The following is a 20,890-nucleotide window of genomic DNA, read 5'->3' on the forward strand; positions in this document are numbered from 1 at the left end:
GAATGGAAGGAGTGACGGTGTGACCTCGGGTACCGAAGAAGAACAACTCGCGCAGATCAGGGAATGGTGGCAGCGCAACGGTAAACCGCTGCTGTTCGGTGGTGCGCTGGCCCTCGTGCTGGTGTTTGGCTGGCAGGCCTGGCAGAACCGCCAGGTCGCTCAAGCCGAGGCCGCGTCTGCACTTTATCAGCAGCTTCTGGTCGCTGCGCTTGAAACGGCCGAGCCGGATACCGCCGAAGTGGCGCGTCTGGGAGGCGAACTGAAGAACGAATTCGGCGGTACCCATTACGCGCAATTCGCCAGCCTGTTCATGGCGAAGGTGGCGGTTGAGAGCGGGCGCCTGGATGAAGCGGCCAGCGAGCTGCGTAGCGTTGTCGACAAGCCGGTCGACAAAACTCTCGAGGAGCTGGCGCGCCAGCGTCTGGCTCGTGTGCTAGCGGCGCAGAAAAAGGCCGAGGACGCGCTGCGCCTGCTCGATGGTGACGCGGCGACCGGTTTCGCCGCCAGCCGAGAAGAATTGCGTGGCGACCTGCTGGTCCAGCTTGGTCGTGACGACGAAGCCCATGCTGCCTACACCAAGGCCAAGCAGGCGGCCGCCGAAGACGGTGCCATCGGCGGACTGCAATTGAAGCTCGACGATCTGGCCAAGGGAGACGCGTGATGCGCTTTAAGATTGCCGCGCTGTTGGCGGCTGCCGTATTCGCGGCCGGTTGCAGCAGCAACAGCAGCAAGGAGCCGGAGCCGGCCGAGCTGGTCAAGTTCGATGCCGAAATCCAGCTTGACAAGGTGTGGAGTCGCAGCATCGGGGACGGGCAGGGGGACACCTACAACCTGCTGGTGCCAGCGGTGTACGGCGAGCAGATCTACGCCGCCGACGTCGATGGCCTGGTGGTCTCGATGGATCGCACGACGGGCAAGGTCAACTGGAAGCAGGACCTGGACGTATCCATTTCCGGAGCGGTGGGCGCTGGCTACGGCCTGGTGCTGGTGGGCACGCTTTCCGGCGACGTGATTGCGCTGGATGTTTCCACCGGCGAGGAGCGCTGGCGCAGCAAGGTCAGCAGCGAGGTACTGTCGGCGCCGGCAATCAACGGCGACATCGTGCTGGTGCAAACCCAGGACGATCGCCTCATCGCGTTGGAAATGGACACCGGCGCGCAGCGCTGGAGCTATGAGAGCGCGCCGGCTGTGCTGACTCTGCGCGGTACCGGAGCGCCGCTGCTGACCAATCAGCTGGCTATTGCCGGTCTCTCCACCGGCAAGGTCATTGCGCTGGATACCCGACGCGGGCTGCCGGTCTGGGAGCAGCGCGTTGCCATTCCGCAGGGCCGTTCGGAGCTTGAGCGCGTCGTCGACATCGACGGCGGCCTGCTGCTTTCCGGCGGTACGCTGTATGTCGGCACCTATCAGGGGCGCGCGGCGGCGCTCGATGTGGAGAGTGGTCGCGTGCTCTGGCAGCGTGATGCCTCGACTTATTCGGGCGTGGCGCTGGGTTATGGCAGTGTCTATCTGAGCCTGGCCGATGGCACGGTCGAGAGTGTCGACGAACGCTCGACCACCGCGCTGTGGCGTAACGAATCGCTGGCCCGCCGGCAGCTGTCGGCGCCGGCGGTGTTTTCCAGTTATGTGGTGGTGGGTGACAAGGAAGGTTACATACACCTGCTGAGCCAGGTGGACGGGCGTTTCGTGGCCCGCGAGCGGATCGACAGCAATGGCGTGCGCGCACGTCCGGTGGTCGATGGCGATTGGCTGTACGTCTACGGTAACGGGGGCAAGCTCGTTGCAATGACCATCCGCCGCGCCGACTGATCGGTCGAGTGCTGGCCGCCGGTAAACGGCGGCCACCGAATTTTGTGGCCGCTGCCTTGCAGCGGCCTTCGTGTTTTCTGAAATATCGTAGTGGAGAGCCGCATGGTTCCCGTAATAGCCCTGGTGGGGCGGCCGAACGTCGGCAAGTCCACCCTGTTCAACCGGCTGACCAAGAGCCGTGACGCCATCGTTGCCGAGTACGCCGGCCTGACCCGGGATCGCCAGTACGGCGAGGCCAAATGGCAGGGGCGCACCTACATCGTCATCGACACGGGTGGCATCTCTGGCGATGAAGAGGGCATCGACGCAAAGATGGCCGAGCAGTCGCTGCAGGCCATCGAAGAGGCCGACGCCGTGCTGTTCATGGTCGACTCACGTGCCGGCCTGACCGCAGCCGACCAGTTGATCGCCGAGCACCTGCGCAAGCGCAACAAGCGTTGCTTCCTGGTGGCCAACAAGGTGGACACGGTCGACCCGGACATCGCGCGCGCCGAGTTCAGTCCGCTGGGGCTGGGCGATGCACTGCCGATTGCCGCTGCGCATGGCCGCGGCATCGGCCAGATGCTCGAGCAGGCGCTGGGCATGTTTCCTCGAGACGATGCCGGTGAAGAAGCGCCAGGCGAACTGGAAGGCGAAACGGGTGAAGTCGAGCCGCGTCCGCGTCTGGAACCGGGGCCAAGCGAGAAGGAAGGCATCAAGATCGCCATCGTCGGCCGCCCCAACGTCGGCAAGTCGACGCTGGTCAACCGCATGCTCGGCGAGGAGCGGGTGATCGTCTACGATCAGGCCGGCACCACGCGCGACAGCATCTACATCCCCTTCGAGCGCGACGAGGAAAAGTACACGCTGATCGACACCGCCGGCGTGCGCCGCCGCGGCAAGATCTTCGAGGCGGTGGAGAAGTTCTCCGTGGTCAAGACGCTGCAGGCGATCCAGGACGCCAACGTGGTGATCTTCGTCATGGATGCCCGCGAAGGTGTGGTCGAGCACGACCTCAACCTGCTCGGCTTCGTGCTCGAGACCGGCCGGGCGCTGGTCATCGCGCTGAACAAGTGGGACGGCATGGACCAGGGCGAGAAGGACTACGTGAAGACCGAGCTGGAGCGCCGGCTGTTCTTCGTCGACTTCGCCGACATCCATTTCATTTCCGCCAAGCACGGGACCGGCGTCGGGCACCTGTACAAGTCGGTACAGGCCGCGTTCAAGTCTGCGGTCACTCGCTGGCCGACCAGCCGGCTGACGCAAATCCTCGAGGATGCGGTTCAGGAGCACCAGCCGCCGATGGTCAACGGTCGGCGCATCAAGCTGCGCTATGCGCACCTCGGTGGAGCCAACCCGCCGCTGATCGTCATTCACGGTAACCAGGTCGAAGCGGTACCCAAGTCCTACACCCGCTATCTTGAAAACACCTATCGGCGGGTGCTCAAGCTGGTGGGCACGCCAATTCGTATCGACTACAAGGGCGGCGAGAACCCCTACGAGGGCAAGAAGAACACGCTGACCGACCGCCAGGTCAACAAGAAGCGCCGGCTGATGTCGCACCACAAGAAGGCCGAGAAGAAGCGCCGCGACAAGAAGCGGTGAGAGGCGGCCCGGCGGTTGCCGGGCGCACGCGCAACCTTGCTGGCGGGCATTGCCCGCCTCTGGATTGACGGATGATCAGCAGCAAGCTGCCGGACGTCGGCACGACCATCTTTACTACCATGTCGCAGCTGGCCGCCGAGACCGGTGCGCTCAATCTCTCCCAGGGCTTCCCCGATTTTGACGGGCCGGACGCTCTGCGTGAGGCGGTCGGGCGGCACGTGATGAGCGGGCACAACCAGTACGCGCCAATGACCGGTTTGCCGCAGCTGCGTGAGCAGATAGCCGGCAAGGTCGCGCGTCTGTACGGCCGTCGTGTCGATGCCGCGACCGAAGTGACTGTCACGCCAGGCGCGACCCAGGCGATCTTCTGTGCGATCCAGGCCGTGGTCAGGCCCGGCGACGAGGTCATCGTCTTCGACCCCTGCTATGACAGCTACGATCCGGCCGTCCGCCTCGCTGGCGGCGCCTGTATCCACCTGCCGCTGGCGCTGCCGGACTTCGCCATCGACTGGCAGCGCCTGGCCGACTCGATCGGCCCGCGCACGCGGATGATCGTGCTGAATACGCCGCACAACCCCAGCGGCGCGCTGATCGGGACTGAAGACCTGGATCGCCTCGCTGCGCTGGTGCGTGGCCGCGATCTTTACCTGCTCAGCGACGAAGTCTATGAGCATCTGGTGTTCGACGGCCGCGAACATGCCAGCGTGCTGCGCCACGAGGAACTGTACCAGCGCGCTTTCGTGGTCAGCTCGTTCGGCAAGACGTATCACGTCACCGGCTGGAAGACCGGTTATGTGGTGGCACCCGCGCCGCTCACGGCCGAGCTGCGCAAGATCCACCAATATGTCAGCTTCACCGGGGTGACCCCGCTGCAATGGGCCCTGGCGGATTACATGCTGGCGCATCCCGAGCATGTGCAGGAGCTGCCGGCCTTCTACCAGGCCAAGCGTGACCTGTTCTGCGACCTGCTGGCTGGCTCGCGCTTCGCCTTCACCCGGGCGGCGGGCACCTATTTCCAGCTCGCCGACTATTCGGCGATTCGCCCCGAGCTCGATGACGTCACCATGGCTGAGTGGCTGACCCGCGAGCACGGCGTGGCAGCCATCCCCATCTCGGTGTTCTACCAGCAGCCGCCGGAAGGCCTGCGACTGGTACGCTTCTGCTTTGCCAAACGGGAGGAGACGCTGCGTGAGGCAGCGCAACGACTATGCGCGATCTGAACGACTTGCCCGACCTCGAACTGGCGCTGATCCAGACCGAACTGGCCTGGCAGGACGCCAAGGCCAATCGCGAGCGCTTTGCCACGCTGTTGGAGCAGGCGCGCGGCGCCGATCTGGTCGTCCTGCCCGAGATGTTCACCACCGGCTTCTCGATGGATTCGGCCGCGCTGGCCGAACCGGAGGAGGGCCCGACCTATCACTGGCTGCGCGAGCAGGCCGCGCGCCTGGACGCGGTGGTGACGGGCTCGGTGATCATCGAAGCGGCTGATGGCAGCCATCGCAACAGGCTGCTCTGGGCCCGCCCGGACGGTGAGGTCCTGCACTACGACAAGCGTCATCTGTTCCGCATGGCCGGCGAGCACAAGCATTACACCCCGGGCATGCAACAGGCGCTGTTCGAGTTGAACGGCTGGCGGGTACGTCCGCTGATCTGCTACGACCTGCGCTTCCCGGTCTGGAGCCGCGATCCGCATGGCACCGACCTGCTGCTCTACACCGCCAACTGGCCGGCGGCGCGGCGCGACGCTTGGACCCGCCTGCTGCCGGCGCGCGCCATCGAGAACCTGTGCTTTGTCGCTGCCGTCAACCGCGTCGGCGAGGATGGCAAAGGCTATCCATATAGCGGCGACACGCAGGTGCTGGATTTCAAGGGCGATACGCTGCTGGCCACAGGCGACGGCGACGGCGTGTTCCGTTGTACGCTGCGCGCGCGCGATCTGGCAGCCTTCCGCGAGCGCTTTCCGGCCTACCACGATAGCGACGCTTTCGAGCTTCAGCTCTGAGGCGGAGGCGATCTGCCCTGTTCATCCAGGTGGACGCTGCGGACCAGATAGGCCTGCTTGTGGCCCCGCCGTTCGTAGTCGTGCATCGCCCGTTCGGCGCTGCTGAGTTCGGCGAACCGGGCCATTTCGATTTCGTTGCCGTTGTCGTCGATGCGATAGAGCAACCAGGCCAGTCGTTGCGCAGTCTGCTTCATCGACGCAAGTGGCGCGACTGTGCCACGCGTCGGCGCCACAGCCAGGCATAGATCAGTAGATTCGCCAGCAGCACCACGCCGGCGAGCACATACTGCACGGGCAGGCTGAGCCAGCTGGGGTAGAGGGCCGGCAGCAGGTAGTGTTCGATGAAGCCCTCGCTGTAGCCGGTATCGCCGGAGATGCTTCTCAGTCGCTGCTCCCAGTGCGTCAGTGGGCAGCCGTGATCGGTTATCTCGACAAAGATTGCCCAGGCGGCGGCGGGTAGCTGCACGGCCAGCAAACGAGGTTTCCACGCGGCCAGCAGGCCGCCGAGCAGGGCGAAGAGCACGAAGCCGAGATGCAGGACGAGCAGGCTGTCGGCGGCGAGTCGGTAGAGCACGTCAGCGCGCCTGCCGCGTGCCGCCGGCGCGCTCGATTTCGGTGATCTGCCGGTTCTGCAGTCCAGCCAGGGCAAGGAGCCCGAAACACGCGCCGATCAGCGCCAGGAACATGTCCGACTGGGTGTCCCAGGGGTCGCCCTGGGTGCCGAGGAAATCCACGGCGCCACCGCCGGCCAGCAACGCTACCCACCATTCGATCAGCTCGTAGAAGGCACTGATCGCCAGCGCCACGCAGATGGCGAGAAACCCCAGCATCGGCCCCGGGCGCAGGTAGCCGTTGCGCAGGAGGATCTCGCGGGCGACCAGCATCGGCACCAGGCCCTGCATGAAGTGGCCGAGCTTGTCGTAGGGGTTGCGTGCCAGCTGCAGCGCATCCTGGACCCAGAAGCCCAGGGGCACGCGGGCATAGGTGTAGGCACCGCCGAGAATCAGGACCAAGGCATGAAAGGCGATCAGCAGATAGAGCAGGCGCGTGAGTGGGAAGCGCCGATAACTCAGTGCCAGCACGGGGGCGGCGATGAGCACAGGCGCTACCTCGAGCAGCCAGGTTGCACGGTCATAGGGCGCGATGGCCGACAGCCCCAAGGCTGACGCGACAATCAGGCCCAGTACCGCCAGCAGTCTGTGTTGTGCCATGCGTTCCCTGCCGCAGATGAAGTGCGCACAGCATGCCGCCGTCCCCGGCGCCCGGCAAGCGGCCCGTTCAGCGCACGGCCAGGCGCTCCTGCGGCGTGCATTGGCGCAGGTCCACCTGGCCGACATGCGGGTTCGCATTGCCCTGGATGCAGGCGATCCGACGATTGCGCCAGCGTTCCCATTCGTTGACCGGATATTGCCGATTCCAGATGTCGAACAGCCGGCGATCCTGTCGCGACAGGCGCAACCCGTAGCGCTCGCTCATGTACAGGTAGGTACGCGCAATGGCCCCGCGGCTGTAGTCGGCGGGCATCGCCGTGCCTTGCTTGAAGTTCACCACGAAGGGGCAGGCGCCATACTGTGTCGGCTTTTGCGCGAGCATGCCGAAGCCGAAGTTGCTGCGGTCGCCATTCACCTCGCCGACTACCGGTACGAGGTTGTGCAGGTCGGCTTCGGCGCGGCTGAATAGCGGATCGTGGCGGGTGCAGTGCTTGCGTCCGCCATCTTGCCAACATTGGCGCTGATGGCCGATGACCCAGGCCGGCACGATGTGCTCCCATTCGACCCGCGCCGCGCGCTGCGGCTGTTTGCGCGGACGGTAGCCGCAGCTCTGCAGGTCGATGCGCTTGCCGCGAAAGCTACAGCCGCAATAGAAATCCACCGGGCGTTCGGCGTAGATATCCCACGCCAGTTTCTTGGCTTCACGAAAAGTGCGTGGAGCGTCGGCATGGGCCTGGAGCAGGGTGAGGCAGGCAAGCAGGAAGAGGGTGATGCGTGGCATGCAGTTCTCGACGACAGACTGAGAAACGCATCCTTGCGTGGGGCCGGCATCTTATCCTGTTTCGTAAGAAAATCCTTTTTAATCAGACGGTTGGGATTTCTGTGCGGCCGATGGCGTTGATCCGCAGAGAGGCCAGGATCAACCCGCCGCCGATGGTGAGGAGGATCAGATCGGCTTTGCTGTCCCAGAACAGCAGATTCAGCACCAGCCCGACGGGTACCGAGAGGTTGTTCATCACAGCCAGGGTCCCGGCATCGACCTGCGTCGCGCCCTTGTTCCAGCAGAACTGACCGACCGCTGTGGCCAGCACGCCCATCCACAGCAGCACGGCCCATTGCAGGTCGGTTGTCGGCAGGCGCGTCGGATCGCCGAACGCCAGCCAGGCCGGCAGCACCACGGCCAGAGCGCCGAGGAAGAAATAGCCGAAGCGTCGGTGCAGCGGCACCGCGGACGGGAACCGCCTGGCCAGGTGCCGGTAGCCGACCTGGCCTGCGGCAAAGGTGAAGTTGGCCAGCTGCATCAGCAGGAAGCCGCCCAGAAAGCCGCTCGAAAGCTGGTCGTAGCGAATCAGCCCGGCACCGACCACAGCCACCGTGGCTGCCAGCAGCGCCCAGGGATTGAAGCGGCGCTCGAGCGCGTCGTCGATCAACGTCACGTGCAGTGGAGTCAGCACGGTGAACAGGAGGATTTCGGCAACACTGAGCAGGTTGAAGCTCAGGTACAGGCAAATGTAGGTGACGCCGAATTGCAGGGCACCTACCAGCGTCACGCCGGCCATGAAGCGCGGCTCGACCCCGCGCCAGCGAGTCAGCGGCAGAAACACGGCAGCGGCGAGCAATACGCGGGTCAGCACGGCGAAATAGCTGTCCACCTGCCCGGCCAGGTGTGCACCGATGAGGTTGAACGACACTGCCCAGAGCAGCGTGACGAAGATCAGGTAGCCCATAGGCCCTCCGTTGCGAAGGGCCGCGACCTTAGCCGTTCCGGCCGGACGGGGGAAGCCCTGTGCCGGAACCGCAGCGATCAGGCGTCGAGCGTCGCCATGTCGATGACGAAGCGATACTTCACGTCGCTCTTGAGCATGCGCTCGTAGGCTTCGTTGATCTGCTGCATGCCGATCATCTCGATGTCCGAGACGATATTGTGTTCGGCGCAGAAGTCGAGCATCTCCTGCGTCTCGGCAATGCCGCCAATCAGCGAGCCCGCGATGCGGCGGCGCTTGAAGATCAGGCCAAAGACGCTGGGCGACGGATGCGGCGTTGCCGGCGCACCGACCAGGGTCATGGTCGCGTCGCGCTTGAGCAGGTTGATGAAGGCATCGAGGTTATGCGGTGCAGCGACGGTGTTGAGGATGAAGTCGAAGCTGTTCACGTGTGCCGCCATCTCGTCGGCGTTCTTCGACACCACCACTTCCTTGGCCCCCAGGCGCAGGGCGTCCTCGCGCTTGTCCGGGCTGGTGGTGAACAGCACGACGTGCGCGCCCATGGCGGCGGCGATCTTCACCGCCATGTGGCCGAGCCCGCCGAGCCCGACCACGCCGACCTTCTGTCCGGGGCCGACCTTCCACTGGCGCAGCGGCGAATAGGTGGTAATGCCGGCGCAGAGCAGGGGTGCGACCGCGGCGAGGTTCTCGGTATGGCTGATGCGCAGGACGAACTTCTCGTCCACCACGATGTTGTCCGAGTAGCCACCGTAGGTATTCTCGCCGCCACCGAAGGCTGGGCCGTTGTAGGTGCCGACGAAGCCCTTCTCGCAATACTGCTCCAGCCCTTCGTTGCAGGACGCGCAATGCTGGCAGCTGTCGACCATGCAGCCGACGCCCACGGTGTCGCCCGGCTTGAACTGGCTGACCGAACTGCCGACCGCTACCACTCGGCCGACGATCTCGTGACCGGGGACCGACGGGTAGAGCGTGTTGTTCCATTCGTTGCGTGCGGTGTGAAGGTCCGAATGGCAGACGCCGCAGTAGAGGATCTCGATCTGTACATCGTTGGCGCCCGGTGCGCGGCGCTGGAAGCGGTACGGCGCGAGCGGACTGGTAGCGTTCTGGGCAGCGTAGCCTTTGGCCTCGAGCATGATGCGTCTCCTGCATGCGTGGAAAGGGAGGGCAGTCTAGCAGCGACCGCGGTTCCTTCACAAACGCCGAAGCGAAGCGTGGCGGGCCGTCGCGCAGGTACGAAAAAGGGGACGCCTGGCGTCCCCTTTGTTCAACGCCCGCTTCAGGCCGCCTGGCTGGCCGAATCCCGCAGGGCGCGGTTCAGTGCACTGAACAAGGCACGGATGCTCGCCGTGGTGATGTTCTCATCGACACCGATGCCATGCAGCGGACGCTGGCCATCCAGGCGTACTTCGATGTAGGCCGCAGCCTTGGCGTTGCTGCCGGCACCGATGGCGTGCTCGTGATAATCCATGATCTCCAGTTTCACCGGCAGCGAAGCGACCAAGGCTTCCAGCGGGCCCTTGCCGATACCGCGCCAGTGCTGAGCCTGGCCGTCGGCGAGCACCTCCACATCGAGAGCGCTGGTGCCGTTCTCTTCCTGCAGGCGATGGCTCTTCAATGCATAGGGCGCGGTGGCCTGCAGGTATTCGCTTTCGAGCAGCGCGAAGATCTGCTGGGCGGTCATCTCCAGGCCGAGGCGGTCGGTTTCCTTCTGCACCACCTGGCTGAACTCGATCTGCATACGCCGCGGCAGGCTGATGCCGTACTCCTGCTCGAGCAGGAAGGTGATGCCGCCCTTGCCGGACTGGCTGTTGACGCGGATCACCGCCTCGTAGCTGCGGCCGATATCGGCCGGATCGATCGGCAGATAGGGGACTTCCCAGACGGCGTCCGGCTTCTGCTGGGTGAAACCCTTGCGGATCGCGTCCTGGTGCGAGCCGGAAAAGGCGGTGTGTACCAAGTCGCCGACATAGGGATGGCGCGGGTGCACCGGCAGCTGGTTGCATTCCTCGACCACCTTGCGCACCGCATCGATGTCGGAGAAGTCGAGCTGCGGGTCGACGCCCTGGGTGTAGAGGTTCAGCGCCACCGTCACCAGGTCGACGTTGCCGGTGCGCTCGCCGTTGCCGAACAGGCAGCCCTCGACGCGGTCGGCGCCGGCCATCAGGCCCAGTTCGGTGGCCGCTACACCGGTGCCACGGTCGTTATGGGTATGCAGGCTGACCAGCACACTGTCTCGCCGGTCGATATGCCGGCAGAAATACTCGATCTGGTCGGCGTAGATGTTCGGCGTGGCGGCCTCCACGGTGGCTGGCAGGTTGAGGATCAGTTTCTGCGCGGGGGTCGGCTGGAAGACCTCGATCACCGCATTGCACACCTCCACGGCGAACTCCGGCTCGGTGGAGCTGAAGATTTCCGGCGAGTACTCGAAACGCCAGGCGGTGCCCGGATTTTCTGCGGCCAGGCGCTTGATCACCTTGCCGGCGTTGACGGCGATCTGCACCACGCCGGCCTTGTCCTGATTGAAGACGATGCGGCGGAAGCTCGGCGCAGTGGCGTTGTAGTAATGGACGATGGCCTGCTTGGCGCCCTTGAGCGACTCGAAGGTGCGGGTGATCAGGTCTTCACGGGCCTGGGTCAGCACCTGAATGGTCACGTCGTCCGGAATGTGGCCGCCTTCGATCAGCTCGCGGACGAAGTCGAAGTCGGTCTGCGAGGCGGACGGGAAGCCTACCTCGATTTCCTTCAGACCGATGGCTACGAGCGTCTTGAAGAAGCGCATCTTCTTCGCCGCGTCCATGGGCTCGATCAGCGACTGGTTGCCGTCCCGCAGGTCGGAGCTCAGCCAGATCGGTGCCTGATCGATCACCCGGCTTGGCCAGGTGCGATCGGGAAGGTTGATCGGGGTGAACGCGCGGTATTTGCGAGAGGGATCCTTGAGCATGGTCATGGCGTTTTCCTGAAGTCACGGGCGTCGCCTGCAGGCGGCGGGCCAATTGTTCGGTTGCGGATGGTGCGAAGTTAGGCGTTGGGTGAGTTTGTTTGCAATAGCTATGAAAAAAATGGTGAATTCTGCTGTTTATCGTTCTGGCTCGACATAAAAAATAACTTATTTGCCTTTTTACGCAATTTCGTTGGCTGGGTATGTTGCGGCCACATGCCGCAGCCAGGGGCGTGCCGGGCATGCGATCATCGGCCCGCTTCGCGAAGGAGCGTTTTTTGGCAACGCAAGGTGCAGTGGTGAAACGACGGGCCTATTCGACAACGAGCATCTGGCTTGGCCTGTTCGCCATGCTGATGATCCATGTCGGCCCGCTGTACTCGGCCTTGCAGATCGCCGGGCGGCACGCCGAGCCCAGCATGGCGGCCGAGCACGCCGGCCATGGCGGGCACTCGATGCACGCGCAGGCTGGCCATGACCCCAACGCCTCCTTCCATCACCGTCAGGCACGCTACGGCGAGCCACAATGGCTCGCCGCCCTCGAGTTGTGTGGCTACTGCGAGCTGCTGACCCTCAACCCACCGCTGACTCTGGCCGTCGATCTGGCGCTGCCTGAGCATCGCCCCGCCCATTTCGAGCCGCTGCCCGTTGCGCCGTTGGTCGAGGCGCCGCGCCATAGTCGCGGCCATCCGCGAGCCCCTCCGGTTTTCCACGCCTGATCTGCCGGGCCGTAGCCTGCGGCCGTCCAACAATCAGTAGTGGAATCAGCTATGTCCAAGAAGCTTTGCGACAGTCGCGCAGGTGCGCGCCTGTCCACCGGATTTTCCGTTCGCCCGAGCCGCCTGCACTGGCGCCTGGCCCATCTGACCTTTCTCGGCCTGGCAGCCGGCGGCGCCTTCGCGGCCGAGGCCGACGAGCACGCCATGCATGCGGCGCACGAGCAGGCTGTCGAGCTGGCGCCGCTGGTCGTGACCGGCGTGGCGCAGACTACGCCGCTGAAGGTGGTCACCGATCCCAAACTGCCGCGCCAGCCGGTGCCGGCCAGCGACGGTGCCGACTATCTGAAGACCATCCCGGGTTTCTCCGCGGTGCGTAACGGCGGGGTCAACGGCGACCCGGTGTTCCGCGGGATGTTCGGCTCGCGCCTGAAACTGCTGTCCAATGGCGGCGAGATGCTCGGTGCATGCCCCAACCGGATGGATTCGCCGTCGTCCTATATCAGCCCCGAGAACTTCGACCGGCTGACCGTGATCAAGGGGCCGCAGACAGTGCTCTGGGGGCCTGGCGCTTCTGCGGCCACCGTGCTGTTCGAGCGCGAGCCCGAACAGTTCAGCGAGCCGGACTGGCGGCTGAACACCAGTTTCCTGACCGGCTCCAACGGTCGCTTCGACCGCATCCTCGATGCCGCCGCTGGGGCGGAGCAAGGCTACGCAAGGCTGATGGCCAACAGCTCGCAGGCCGACGACTACGAGGATGGTAGCGGCGACACCGTGCCGTCGCGCTTCGACAAGTGGAACACCGATGTGGCGCTCGGCTGGACGCCCGATGCAGACACGCTGCTCGAACTCACCGCCGGCCGCGGTGACGGCGAGGCGCGCTATGCCGGTCGCGGCATGGACGGCAGCCAGTTCAAGCGCGAAAGCCTGGGCCTGCGCTTCGAGAAGACCAACATCGGCGAGACGTTCTACGGGCTGGAGGCGCAGGTCTACTACAACTACGCCGACCACATCATGGACAACTACAGCCTGCGCGATTTCGTGCCGTCGATGATGATGCCCAACCCGACGCTGTCGCGCGTCGACCGCCGCACGCTGGGTGGCCGGCTGGTCGGCACCTGGCAGTGGAGCGACGTCGAGCTGAAGGCGGGCGTCGATGCGCAGCGCAGCGAGCACCGCAAGGTGATGAATCCAGCCGGTGCCGCCAACCAGATGGTCCAGGCGGCCGGCAGCGATGCGCTGCCTTGGGTGCCGGATGCCATGCTGCATAGCTACGGCGCCTTTGGCGAGCTGACCTGGCAGCTCAACGAGCGCAGGAAAGTCATCGGTGGCCTGCGCCTGGACCTGCACGAGGCGACCGACGAGCGCGAGTTCTTCCGTAGCCACGACACCTCGAGCATGCCGATCGTCTCGCGCGACTGGGACAACCCCACCGCCGGCGAGACCCGTCGTGACACCCTCTACAGCGGCTTCCTGCGCTACGAAGAGCGGCTCGCGGAGCTGCCGGCGACCTGGTACGCCGGCCTCGGCCACGCCGAGCGCTTCCCCGACTACTGGGAGCTGTTCGTTTCCAACCCCGGCCCGGTCGGCACGGTGCAGCCGTTCGATTCGGTGCGCCCGGAGAAGACCACGCAGCTGGACGTCGGCCTGCAATACAGCCAGGGGCCGCTGGAGGCCTGGGTATCGGCCTACGCCGGGCTGGTCGAGGACTACATCCTGTTCAGTTACGTGCCAGGCGTGATGCCGAACATGATCCGCGCCGAGGTCAGCAACATCGAAGCCACCATCGCTGGCGCCGAAGCCGGTCTGGCCTATCGCTTCACCTCGAACTGGAAGGGCGACGCCAGCCTGGCCTATGCCTGGGGCGAGAACCGTAGCGACGGTCGGGCGCTGCCGCAGATTCCGCCTCTGGAAGGGCGTCTGGGCCTGACCTACGAGCGCGACAACTGGAGCACCACCGGTCTCTGGCGTGTGGTCGCTTCGCAAGGCCGGGTAGCCGAGAACCAGGGAACCGTGGTCGGCAAGGACTTCGGCGAGAGCGCCGGTTTCGGGGTGCTGTCACTCAACGGCGCCTATCGGCTGAACGAGACGGTCAAGCTCAGCGCTGGCGTCGACAACCTGCTCGACAAGACCTACAGCGAGCACCTCAACCTCGCTGGCAGCGCAGGCTTCGCCGACTATGGCCTGGATGCCACGAGTCGGATCAACGAGCCTGGGCGCACCCTCTGGGCGCGTGTCGACCTGAGCTTCTGAGCCGGCAGGCAGCGCGGGCTTCGGCCCGCGTTGCTCTCGTAGGCTGGCGCTGGGGCACGGGCGACCGGGTTCACTGGCGCTGGTCTCATGGACGAGGCAATGGGCAGCGCCGGGGTGTGCGTGAACCCGTGCCCCAGCGCCAGCCTACGATCCCTGCGCCTGGCTTCGGTCAGGCGCAACCTCTTGTATGCGAGGCTGCGGCCGGTTTACGGCATCGCACCAGTCGCGTATGTCGCCGCCGGATGGATGCTGGAACACCCGCAGACCGAACTCCGGCAGGATCGCCAGCAGGTGATCGAAGATGTCCGACTGGATCGCCTCGTACTCCGCCCAGGCGACGGTGTTGGTGAAGCAATAGATCTCCAGCGGGAGGCCGTCGGCGGTCGGGCTCAGCTGCCGCACCAGCAGCGTCATGCGCTGATGCACCCCGGGATGGCTGCGTAGATAGCGTTCGACATAGGCGCGAAAGGTGCCGATGTTGGTTACGCGGCGCGTGTTGACGGGCTCCTGTCCCCGTTCGGCGAGCTTGGCGTTCCACTCATCGATCTCTTTGCGCTTGTTGACCAGGTACTCTTCCAGCAGGTTGAAGCGGTAGAGCCGCTTGCGTTCCTCGGCGTCGAGGAAATGCACGCTCTGCTGATCCAGGTAAAGGCTGCGCTTGATCCGGCGGCCGCCACTTTCCTGCATGCCGCGCCAGTTCTTGAACGAGTCGGAAATGAAACGCTTGGTCGGAATGCTGGTGATGGTCTTGTCCCAGTTCTGCACCTTGACGGTATGCAGGGCGATGTCGATGACATCTCCGTCGGCATTGAGCTGCGGCATTTCCACCCAGTCGCCGACGCGAATCAGGTCATTGGAGGTGATCTGCACACTGGCGACCAGCGACAGCAGGGTGTCCTGGAAGATCAGCATCAGCACGGCGGCCATGGCGCCCAGGCCGGAGAGCAGGATCAGCGGCGAGCGGTCGATCAACGTGGCGATGATGAGAATGGTGGCGATCGCGTACAGCCCGATCTTGACCACCTGCAGGTAGCCCTTGATCGGGTGGATGCGCGCATCCGAGCGCCGCTGGTAAAGCATGTTGACGATGTCCAGCACGCCGCCGAGCGCCAGCGCGACGGTCAGTACGATGAAGCCGCCACACACGTTGCGCACCACCGTGACCGCGGCTTCGGGCAGGCCGGGCACCGCATGCACGCCGGTGGAGAGCACCAGCGCCGGCACGATGTTCGACAGCCGCTTGATGACGCCGAAATCCTCGATATCGCTGGTGCGCGCATGACGCAGTAGCTTGTACAGCCCGCGCACCAGGATGCGTTTGACGATCCAGTTCGAGACCCAGGCGGCAAGCACCAGTGCGGCGCTTGCCAGGAGCGTCTGCAAGTACGGGTGGGCATCGAGCCAGTCGAGCCAACCGGTCAGTTCTTCTGTCGGCATTCAGCTTCTCTCAGGTGGCGGGCAACCGGCCCGGACGCGGCGCGACCCTAGCAAAACCGGCCTGCGGACGAAACCGCAGGGCATGCACTAGCTCAGCGAATGAACTCGCGGCTGATGGACTTGAACAGCTCGGTGCCGGCCTGCTCCAACCATTCGAAGGCGACCATCTCGCGCGAGACGATTTCAGCGCCGGCCTGGCGCATGCGCGCCAGGGCCAGCGTCTTGTCGCTGGCGCGGCGCGAACTGACCGCTTCCTCAACGACGAACACGCGATGGCCACGCTCGAGCAGGTCGAGCACCGACTGCATCACGCAGACATGTGTTTCGCAGCCGCAGACGATGAACTGGCGGCGCTCGCCGCCGGGACGCTTGAACAGCTCGCCGTCGCCGGTGGCCGAGAAGTGCAGCTTCTCGACGATGGCCTCGGCCGGTACGCCGTCACGCAGGGTTGCCACGGTCGGCCCGAGGCCCTTGCTGTACTGCTCGGTCAGCAGCACCGGCACGCCCACGCGGGCAGCGATCTGCTGCAGCCAGGCGCTGTGTTCGACCATCGCCTGGCCGTCCAGGATCGCCGGCAGCAGACGCTCCTGGATGTCGATGATCAGCAGGACGGATTCCTTGGCTCGGATGCGCATGGGGGTCTCCTTTGCTTCAGCGCTTGAAGGCGCCAATGAAAATGGATGGGTCGACGCGAGCGTCATTGAGGCTGACATTCCAGTGCAGGTGCGGGCCGGTGGCGCGGCCGGTGGCGCCGACCTTGCCCAGTACCTGGCCGCGCGCCAGGTGGTCGCCTACCTTCACCGAGGTGCTCGACAGGTGGCAGAACATGCTGATCAGACCCTGCCCGTGATCGACGAACACGGTCTTGCCATTGAAGAAATAGTCGCCGACCAGCGTTACCGTGCCGGCAGCCGGCGCCTTGATCGGCGTGCCGGCGGGAACCGCGAAGTCCAACCCCGAATGAGGGTTGCGCTCCTGGCCATTGAAGAAGCGACGCAGGCCGAAGGGCGAGGACAGCGGTCCGTCGACCGGGCGATCGAACAGCAGGTTGCTTGGCTGCGCGGCGCTGAACCCACGGTAGGCGCGGGTCTGCTCGGCCAGCTCGCGCTCGATGCGCTTGAGGTCGTCCGGGTTCGGATCGACCTGGCGCTGATTCTTCAGCGTGATGTGCTGGGCCCGATACTCGCGTGGGCCCACTTCAAAGGTGACCGGCCTGCCGTCGACCAGCAGCTGCTGGGTGCCGGCTGTCGTGCCGAGCGGGATGCCGACGATGGCGATCCAGCGCTGGCCGTCCTCGCGGATCGTCAGGACGGGTTTGCCGTCATAGCGTGCCTGTGGTGCCTGCGCGTCGTTGCCGAGGCCGACCACGGCGACCCCGCCGGGCACTGGCTTGTCGAGCAGGCGGGTGATGAACCCCTCGGCACAGGCGAGGGCCGGAAACAGCAGGGCGAGCAGAAGGAACAGGCGACGCAGCATGGGTACTCCGGGGCAGGCGGGGCGTCCATCCTCGCGCACTTGCGCCGGCTGGCGAAAGCCCGTCGCGCTTCAGAGTAGCGGCAACGTGGTCGGTTGCAGATGGTTGTCCTCGACGCGCACGTCCAGTTCGCCTTCGCCCAGGCGTGCCTTAAGGCGCTGGCCCGGCTGGGTCTGCTCGGCGCGGCGGATTGCCCGGCCGCGCTCGTCGAGCAGGATGCTGTAGCCGCGGCCGAGCGTGGCCAGCGGGCTGACGATATGAAGGGTCTGGGCGAGGCCTTGCAGGTGCTGCTGGCGCGTGCCGAGCGCTGCGCGCATGGCGCGGGGCAGGCGCTGGGCGAGATGTTCGAGGCGTTGGCGCAGCAGGTGCAGGCTGCGCCCCGGGTGCTGCGCTGCCAGGCGCGTTTCCAGCCGGGCCAGGCGCTCTTGCCCCGCACACAGCCGGCGATCGATGGCGCGCAGTAGCCGTTGTTCAAGGTCGTCGATGCGTTGGGCCTGTTGTTGCAGGCGCTCGCCGGGATGGCGCAGCCGGCGGCTCAGGCCGTCCAGGCGCAGCGTCTCGTGACGCAGGCGCTCGCGCATGCGCAACAAGAGACGTTGTTGCAGAGCGCTCAGGCGCTGCTGCAGGTCGGCACTGCTGGGCGCCAGTAGCTCGGCGGCGGCCGACGGTGTCGGCGCACGCACGTCGGCGACGAAATCGGCGATGGAAATGTCGGTCTCGTGACCCACGGCGCTGACAATCGGTGTCCGGCATGCCGCCACCGCGCGTGCCACCGCTTCCTCGTTGAAGCACCAGAGGTCTTCGAGCGAGCCGCCGCCGCGCGCGAGAATCAGTGCGTCGAAGCCCTGCGCATCGGCCAGCGCCAGGGCGCGGACGATCTGCGCGGTGGCTTCGCGGCCCTGCACGGCGGTGGGAATCAGGGTCAGCTCCACCTGCGGCGCGCGGCGGCGGAAAACCGAGACGATGTCGCGGATCACTGCGCCGGTCGGCGACGATACGATGCCGACGCGGCAGGGGTGGGCCGGCAATCTGCGCTTGCGCTCGGCAGCGAACAGCCCCTCGGCCGCGAGCTTGTCCTTCAGCGCCTCGAAAGCCAGACGCAACGCGCCATCGCCGGCCGGCTCGACACTGTCGAGAATCAACTGATAGTCACCGCGGCCCTCGAACAGCGAGACCTTGCCGCGCACCTTGACTGCAAGCCCGTCGCGCAGGGCCTGACGCACCCGCAAGGCGTTCTGCCGGAACAGCGCACAGCGCACCTGGGCGTTTTTGTCCTTGAGCGTGAAATAGACGTGGCCGGACGCCGGGCGCGCCAGGTTGGAAATCTCGCCCTCGACCCAGATCTGCGCAAAGACGTCCTCGAGTAGCAGCCGTGCACGGTTGTTGAGCTGGCTGACGGTGAGAACTTCGCGGTCGAGGTTCAGGCGCTGGAAGGGATCGTTGAGCATGGCGGCGATGATAAGCCCGTCCGGCGCCGGCGCCTACCGGAGCCATGTCGGGCGGCGCTAAGATGCGCGCCTTTTTTCGACGCCGCCCGCCGCGTGGCTGGCCAGGGGATGACCGTGCAGCCGAACCAGATCATCGTGGTGCCAAGAATTTCCAGCGTGCCGGGGCGCGAGGCGCGGGCGCGCAGGCTGCTGCGCTGGCTGGTCGAGCGGCGTATCGTCGAGGCCTTGCCGACCACCTGCGGGCCTGGAGCGCGGACGATGGCCTATGCAATCGGCGATGGCGCTCGGCAGGTCGTCGAGCATCCCGAGCGGCTGCCGTTCGGCCTGGCGATCAATGGCCTGGAGATCGTCACCGAGCGTTGCATCTATACGCCGACCTGCGATTTTGCCGAAGAGGCCGGTTGCCCCCAGTGCCGGCGGGAGATTGGCACAGTGTTGTTTGACAGCCTGGAAGTGTGGATGCCCGGCGAAACAGACAACTTCACTTGCCCGGAATGCGGCTTCGAGGACGATATCAACGGCTTCCTGTTCATTCCGGCCTGCGCCTTTTCCGATCTGGCGTTCGTCTTCAACGGCTGGGCCGACGTTGGCTTCGTACCGGCATTTGTCGAGGCGTTCGCCGAGCGGCTGGGCTTCCCGTGCGCACAGGTGCGAGTCGACGGCTGAGTCCGCCGAGTCACAACCGGACTGCGCGTTGAGCGCGGCGGGGTCGATGGGTATAATGCCGCGCTTCCTTTTTCCCGCCTGGGAGCCCCCGCCATGCTGCGTATCAGCCAAGAAGCCCTGACTTTCGATGACGTTCTCCTGATCCCGGGATATTCCGAGGTCCTGCCCAAGGATGTCAGCCTCAAGACCCGCCTGACCCGCGGTATCGAGCTGAACATTCCGCTGGTCTCGGCGGCCATGGACACCGTGACCGAAGCCCGCCTGGCCATCGCCATGGCGCAGGAGGGCGGCATCGGCATCGTCCACAAGAACATGAGCGTCGAGCAGCAGGCGGCCGAGGTGCGCAAGGTCAAGCGCCACGAGACGGCCATCGTTCACGACCCGGTCACCGTCTCGCCCGATACCAAGATCAGCGACCTGCTGCGCAAGGCCCGCGAGCTGGGTTTCTCCGGCTTTCCGGTAGTGTCCGGCAAGGAACTGGTGGGGATCGTCACCGGCCGTGACCTGCGCTTCATGCCCAACACCGGCGACACCGTGGCGGCAATCATGACCCCGAAGGATCGACTGGTCACGGTCCAGGAAGGCACTTCGCTCGAAGAGATCAAGGCTAAGCTGTACGAGCATCGCATCGAGAAGATGCTGGTGGTCAACGCCAACTTCCACCTGCGCGGCCTGGTCACCTTCCGTGATATCGAGAAGGCCAAGAGCTACCCGCTGGCCTCGAAGGACGAGCAGGGCCGCCTGCGCGTGGGCGCCGCAGTCGGTACCGGCGCCGATACCGAAGAGCGCGTCGCGGCGCTGGCCGCCGCTGGCGTCGACGTGGTCGTTGTGGATACCGCCCATGGCCATTCCCGCGGCGTGATCGATCGCGTTCGCTGGGTCAAGGAAAACTTCCCGCAGGTACAGGTGATCGGCGGCAACATCGCCACCGCCGAAGCCGCGCTTGACCTGGTCAAGGCCGGCGCCGATGCGGTCAAGGTCGGCATCGGCCCGGGTTCGATCTGCACCACCCGCATCGTCGCCGGCGTCGGCGTTCCGCAGATTTCCGCCATCGCCAACGTCTCCGCCGCGCTGGAAGGCACCGGTGTGCCGATGATCGCCGATGGCGGCATCCGCTTCTCCGGCGACCTGTCCAAGGCCATCGTCGCTGGCGCCAATGCGGTGATGATGGGCTCGATGTTCGCCGGTACCGAAGAGGCGCCGGGCGAGGTCGAGCTGTTCCAGGGACGCTCCTACAAGGCCTACCGCGGCATGGGCTCGCTCGGTGCCATGGCCCAGGCGCAGGGCTCCTCGGACCGCTACTTCCAGGATTCCTCGGCCGGTGCCGAGAAGCTGGTTCCCGAAGGCATCGAGGGCCGTGTGCCGTACAAGGGCGCGCTGTCGGCGATCATCCACCAGTTGATGGGCGGTCTGCGTGCTTCGATGGGCTACACCGGCTCGGCGACCATCGATGAGATGCGTACGCGGCCGCAGTTCGTGCGCATCACCGGTGCCGGCATGGCCGAGTCGCACGTGCATGACGTGCAGATCACCAAGGAAGCGCCGAACTACCGCGTCGGTTGAAAAAACGGTATGCCCGTCGCGCGACGCGGCAGATCGGTTTCTGGAATGTGAACAACGGGGCTGTT

The 20,890-nt window shown here is 65.4% G+C and carries 20 protein-coding genes; 9 read left to right on the forward strand and 11 right to left on the reverse strand.

Annotated features, from left to right (window positions below):
• Positions 1 to 19 precede the first annotated feature (19 nt).
• From CL52_RS05975 to CL52_RS05995, 5 genes are all read left to right on the forward strand, one after another.
• Positions 20 to 661, forward strand: a complete 642-nt coding sequence (locus CL52_RS05975) for a YfgM family protein (RefSeq protein WP_043219094.1) — start codon at positions 20 to 22, stop codon at positions 659 to 661.
• The gene (gene bamB / locus CL52_RS05980; protein WP_043219095.1) at positions 661 to 1,809 is read left to right on the forward strand and encodes an outer membrane protein assembly factor BamB; all 1,149 of its coding nucleotides are present in this window, start codon (positions 661 to 663) and stop codon (positions 1,807 to 1,809) included. The genes CL52_RS05975 and bamB overlap by 1 nt, the downstream gene beginning before the upstream one ends.
• 102 nt (positions 1,810 to 1,911) lie before the next feature.
• The gene (gene der / locus CL52_RS05985) at positions 1,912 to 3,393 is read left to right on the forward strand and encodes a ribosome biogenesis GTPase Der (RefSeq protein WP_041107158.1); all 1,482 of its coding nucleotides are present in this window, start codon (positions 1,912 to 1,914) and stop codon (positions 3,391 to 3,393) included.
• A gap of 71 nt (positions 3,394 to 3,464) precedes the next feature.
• Entirely contained in the window at positions 3,465 to 4,613 is a 1,149-nt protein-coding gene (locus tag CL52_RS05990; RefSeq protein ID WP_043219096.1) for a pyridoxal phosphate-dependent aminotransferase, read from the forward strand.
• Positions 4,601 to 5,395, forward strand: coding sequence for an amidohydrolase (locus CL52_RS05995; RefSeq protein ID WP_043219097.1), 795 nt, complete (start codon positions 4,601 to 4,603; stop codon positions 5,393 to 5,395). The genes CL52_RS05990 and CL52_RS05995 overlap by 13 nt, the downstream gene beginning before the upstream one ends.
• On the opposite strand, the gene CL52_RS06000 is transcribed toward CL52_RS05995, so the two are convergent.
• The 7 genes from CL52_RS06000 to leuA form a co-directional block, all read right to left on the reverse strand.
• The gene (locus tag CL52_RS06000) at positions 5,386 to 5,589 is read right to left on the reverse strand and encodes a hypothetical protein (RefSeq protein ID WP_043219098.1); all 204 of its coding nucleotides are present in this window, start codon (positions 5,587 to 5,589) and stop codon (positions 5,386 to 5,388) included. The genes CL52_RS05995 and CL52_RS06000 overlap by 10 nt on opposite strands.
• On the reverse strand, positions 5,586 to 5,969 hold the full coding sequence (locus CL52_RS06005; RefSeq protein ID WP_041107152.1) for a DUF2784 domain-containing protein: 384 nt from the start codon (positions 5,967 to 5,969) through the stop codon (positions 5,586 to 5,588). Before CL52_RS06005 ends, CL52_RS06000 begins: the two co-directional genes overlap by 4 nt.
• A gap of 1 nt (position 5,970) precedes the next feature.
• Positions 5,971 to 6,606 (reverse strand): DUF2238 domain-containing protein, encoded by a 636-nt coding sequence (locus CL52_RS06010; RefSeq protein WP_043219100.1) that lies wholly within the window; start codon positions 6,604 to 6,606, stop codon positions 5,971 to 5,973.
• Between the two features lie 67 nt (positions 6,607 to 6,673).
• Positions 6,674 to 7,387, reverse strand: a complete 714-nt coding sequence (locus tag CL52_RS06015) for an endonuclease (protein ID WP_043219101.1) — start codon at positions 7,385 to 7,387, stop codon at positions 6,674 to 6,676.
• A gap of 82 nt (positions 7,388 to 7,469) precedes the next feature.
• Positions 7,470 to 8,333, reverse strand: coding sequence for a carboxylate/amino acid/amine transporter (locus CL52_RS06020; protein ID WP_043219103.1), 864 nt, complete (start codon positions 8,331 to 8,333; stop codon positions 7,470 to 7,472).
• 77 nt (positions 8,334 to 8,410) lie between these two features.
• A complete protein-coding gene (locus CL52_RS06025; protein WP_043219105.1) occupies positions 8,411 to 9,463 on the reverse strand; it encodes an NAD(P)-dependent alcohol dehydrogenase in 1,053 nt (350 codons plus the stop codon).
• 143 nt (positions 9,464 to 9,606) lie between these two features.
• Complete coding sequence (gene leuA / locus CL52_RS06030) at positions 9,607 to 11,277, reverse strand: 2-isopropylmalate synthase (RefSeq protein ID WP_043219106.1); 1,671 nt, start codon at positions 11,275 to 11,277, stop codon at positions 9,607 to 9,609.
• 341 nt (positions 11,278 to 11,618) lie between these two features.
• Here leuA and CL52_RS06035 point away from each other — a divergent pair, with 341 nt between their 5' ends.
• Both CL52_RS06035 and CL52_RS06040 read left to right on the forward strand, forming a co-directional pair.
• Entirely contained in the window at positions 11,619 to 11,987 is a 369-nt protein-coding gene (locus CL52_RS06035) for a DUF2946 family protein (RefSeq protein WP_235366410.1), read from the forward strand.
• A gap of 51 nt (positions 11,988 to 12,038) precedes the next feature.
• Positions 12,039 to 14,237 carry a TonB-dependent copper receptor gene (locus CL52_RS06040; protein ID WP_043219108.1) on the forward strand — a complete coding sequence of 733 codons (2,199 nt, stop codon included), beginning with the start codon at positions 12,039 to 12,041 and terminating at the stop codon, positions 14,235 to 14,237.
• 144 nt (positions 14,238 to 14,381) lie between these two features.
• Here CL52_RS06040 and CL52_RS06045 read toward each other — a convergent pair whose 3' ends face one another.
• The 4 genes from CL52_RS06045 to xseA form a co-directional block, all read right to left on the reverse strand.
• On the reverse strand, positions 14,382 to 15,674 hold the full coding sequence (locus CL52_RS06045) for a mechanosensitive ion channel family protein (protein WP_043219109.1): 1,293 nt from the start codon (positions 15,672 to 15,674) through the stop codon (positions 14,382 to 14,384).
• 92 nt (positions 15,675 to 15,766) lie between these two features.
• Positions 15,767 to 16,309, reverse strand: coding sequence for a hydrolase (locus tag CL52_RS06050; RefSeq protein WP_043219110.1), 543 nt, complete (start codon positions 16,307 to 16,309; stop codon positions 15,767 to 15,769).
• 16 nt (positions 16,310 to 16,325) lie between these two features.
• A complete protein-coding gene (locus CL52_RS06055) occupies positions 16,326 to 17,150 on the reverse strand; it encodes a M23 family metallopeptidase (protein ID WP_041107134.1) in 825 nt (274 codons plus the stop codon).
• Positions 17,151 to 17,219: 69 nt separating this feature from the next.
• Positions 17,220 to 18,596, reverse strand: a complete 1,377-nt coding sequence (gene xseA, locus CL52_RS06060) for an exodeoxyribonuclease VII large subunit (RefSeq protein WP_043219112.1) — start codon at positions 18,594 to 18,596, stop codon at positions 17,220 to 17,222.
• Between the two features lie 114 nt (positions 18,597 to 18,710).
• Here xseA and CL52_RS06065 point away from each other — a divergent pair, with 114 nt between their 5' ends.
• Together CL52_RS06065 and guaB are read left to right on the forward strand one after the other, a co-directional pair.
• Positions 18,711 to 19,262, forward strand: a complete 552-nt coding sequence (locus CL52_RS06065) for a sugar ABC transporter ATPase (protein WP_143008634.1) — start codon at positions 18,711 to 18,713, stop codon at positions 19,260 to 19,262.
• Positions 19,263 to 19,355: 93 nt separating this feature from the next.
• Positions 19,356 to 20,825 carry an IMP dehydrogenase gene (gene guaB, locus CL52_RS06070; protein ID WP_041107128.1) on the forward strand — a complete coding sequence of 490 codons (1,470 nt, stop codon included), beginning with the start codon at positions 19,356 to 19,358 and terminating at the stop codon, positions 20,823 to 20,825.
• Positions 20,826 to 20,890 lie beyond the last annotated feature (65 nt).

The sequence above is a fragment of the Stutzerimonas balearica DSM 6083 genome, from assembly GCF_000818015.1.
GTDB lineage: Bacteria > Pseudomonadota > Gammaproteobacteria > Pseudomonadales > Pseudomonadaceae > Stutzerimonas > Stutzerimonas balearica.

Excerpts from the sequence above, each read along its gene's own strand:
- bamB (WP_043219095.1), top strand. The coding sequence starts at position 661 with ATGCGCTTTAAGATTGCCGCGCTGTTGGCGGCTGCCGTATTCGCGGCC.
- CL52_RS06025 (WP_043219105.1), bottom strand. The coding sequence starts at position 9,463 with ATGCTCGAGGCCAAAGGCTACGCTGCCCAGAACGCTACCAGTCCGCTC.
- CL52_RS06035 (WP_235366410.1), top strand. The coding sequence starts at position 11,619 with ATGCTGATGATCCATGTCGGCCCGCTGTACTCGGCCTTGCAGATCGCC.
- CL52_RS05990 (WP_043219096.1), top strand. The coding sequence starts at position 3,465 with ATGATCAGCAGCAAGCTGCCGGACGTCGGCACGACCATCTTTACTACC.
- CL52_RS06000 (WP_043219098.1), bottom strand. The coding sequence starts at position 5,589 with ATGAAGCAGACTGCGCAACGACTGGCCTGGTTGCTCTATCGCATCGAC.
- CL52_RS06010 (WP_043219100.1), bottom strand. The coding sequence starts at position 6,606 with ATGGCACAACACAGACTGCTGGCGGTACTGGGCCTGATTGTCGCGTCA.
- xseA (WP_043219112.1), bottom strand. The coding sequence starts at position 18,596 with ATGCTCAACGATCCCTTCCAGCGCCTGAACCTCGACCGCGAAGTTCTC.
- CL52_RS06040 (WP_043219108.1), top strand. The coding sequence starts at position 12,039 with ATGTCCAAGAAGCTTTGCGACAGTCGCGCAGGTGCGCGCCTGTCCACC.
- CL52_RS06050 (WP_043219110.1), bottom strand. The coding sequence starts at position 16,309 with ATGCGCATCCGAGCCAAGGAATCCGTCCTGCTGATCATCGACATCCAG.
- CL52_RS06045 (WP_043219109.1), bottom strand. The coding sequence starts at position 15,674 with ATGCCGACAGAAGAACTGACCGGTTGGCTCGACTGGCTCGATGCCCAC.
- guaB (WP_041107128.1), top strand. The coding sequence starts at position 19,356 with ATGCTGCGTATCAGCCAAGAAGCCCTGACTTTCGATGACGTTCTCCTG.
- CL52_RS06015 (WP_043219101.1), bottom strand. The coding sequence starts at position 7,387 with ATGCCACGCATCACCCTCTTCCTGCTTGCCTGCCTCACCCTGCTCCAG.
- CL52_RS06055 (WP_041107134.1), bottom strand. The coding sequence starts at position 17,150 with ATGCTGCGTCGCCTGTTCCTTCTGCTCGCCCTGCTGTTTCCGGCCCTC.
- der (WP_041107158.1), top strand. The coding sequence starts at position 1,912 with ATGGTTCCCGTAATAGCCCTGGTGGGGCGGCCGAACGTCGGCAAGTCC.
- leuA (WP_043219106.1), bottom strand. The coding sequence starts at position 11,277 with ATGACCATGCTCAAGGATCCCTCTCGCAAATACCGCGCGTTCACCCCG.
- CL52_RS06020 (WP_043219103.1), bottom strand. The coding sequence starts at position 8,333 with ATGGGCTACCTGATCTTCGTCACGCTGCTCTGGGCAGTGTCGTTCAAC.
- CL52_RS05995 (WP_043219097.1), top strand. The coding sequence starts at position 4,601 with ATGCGCGATCTGAACGACTTGCCCGACCTCGAACTGGCGCTGATCCAG.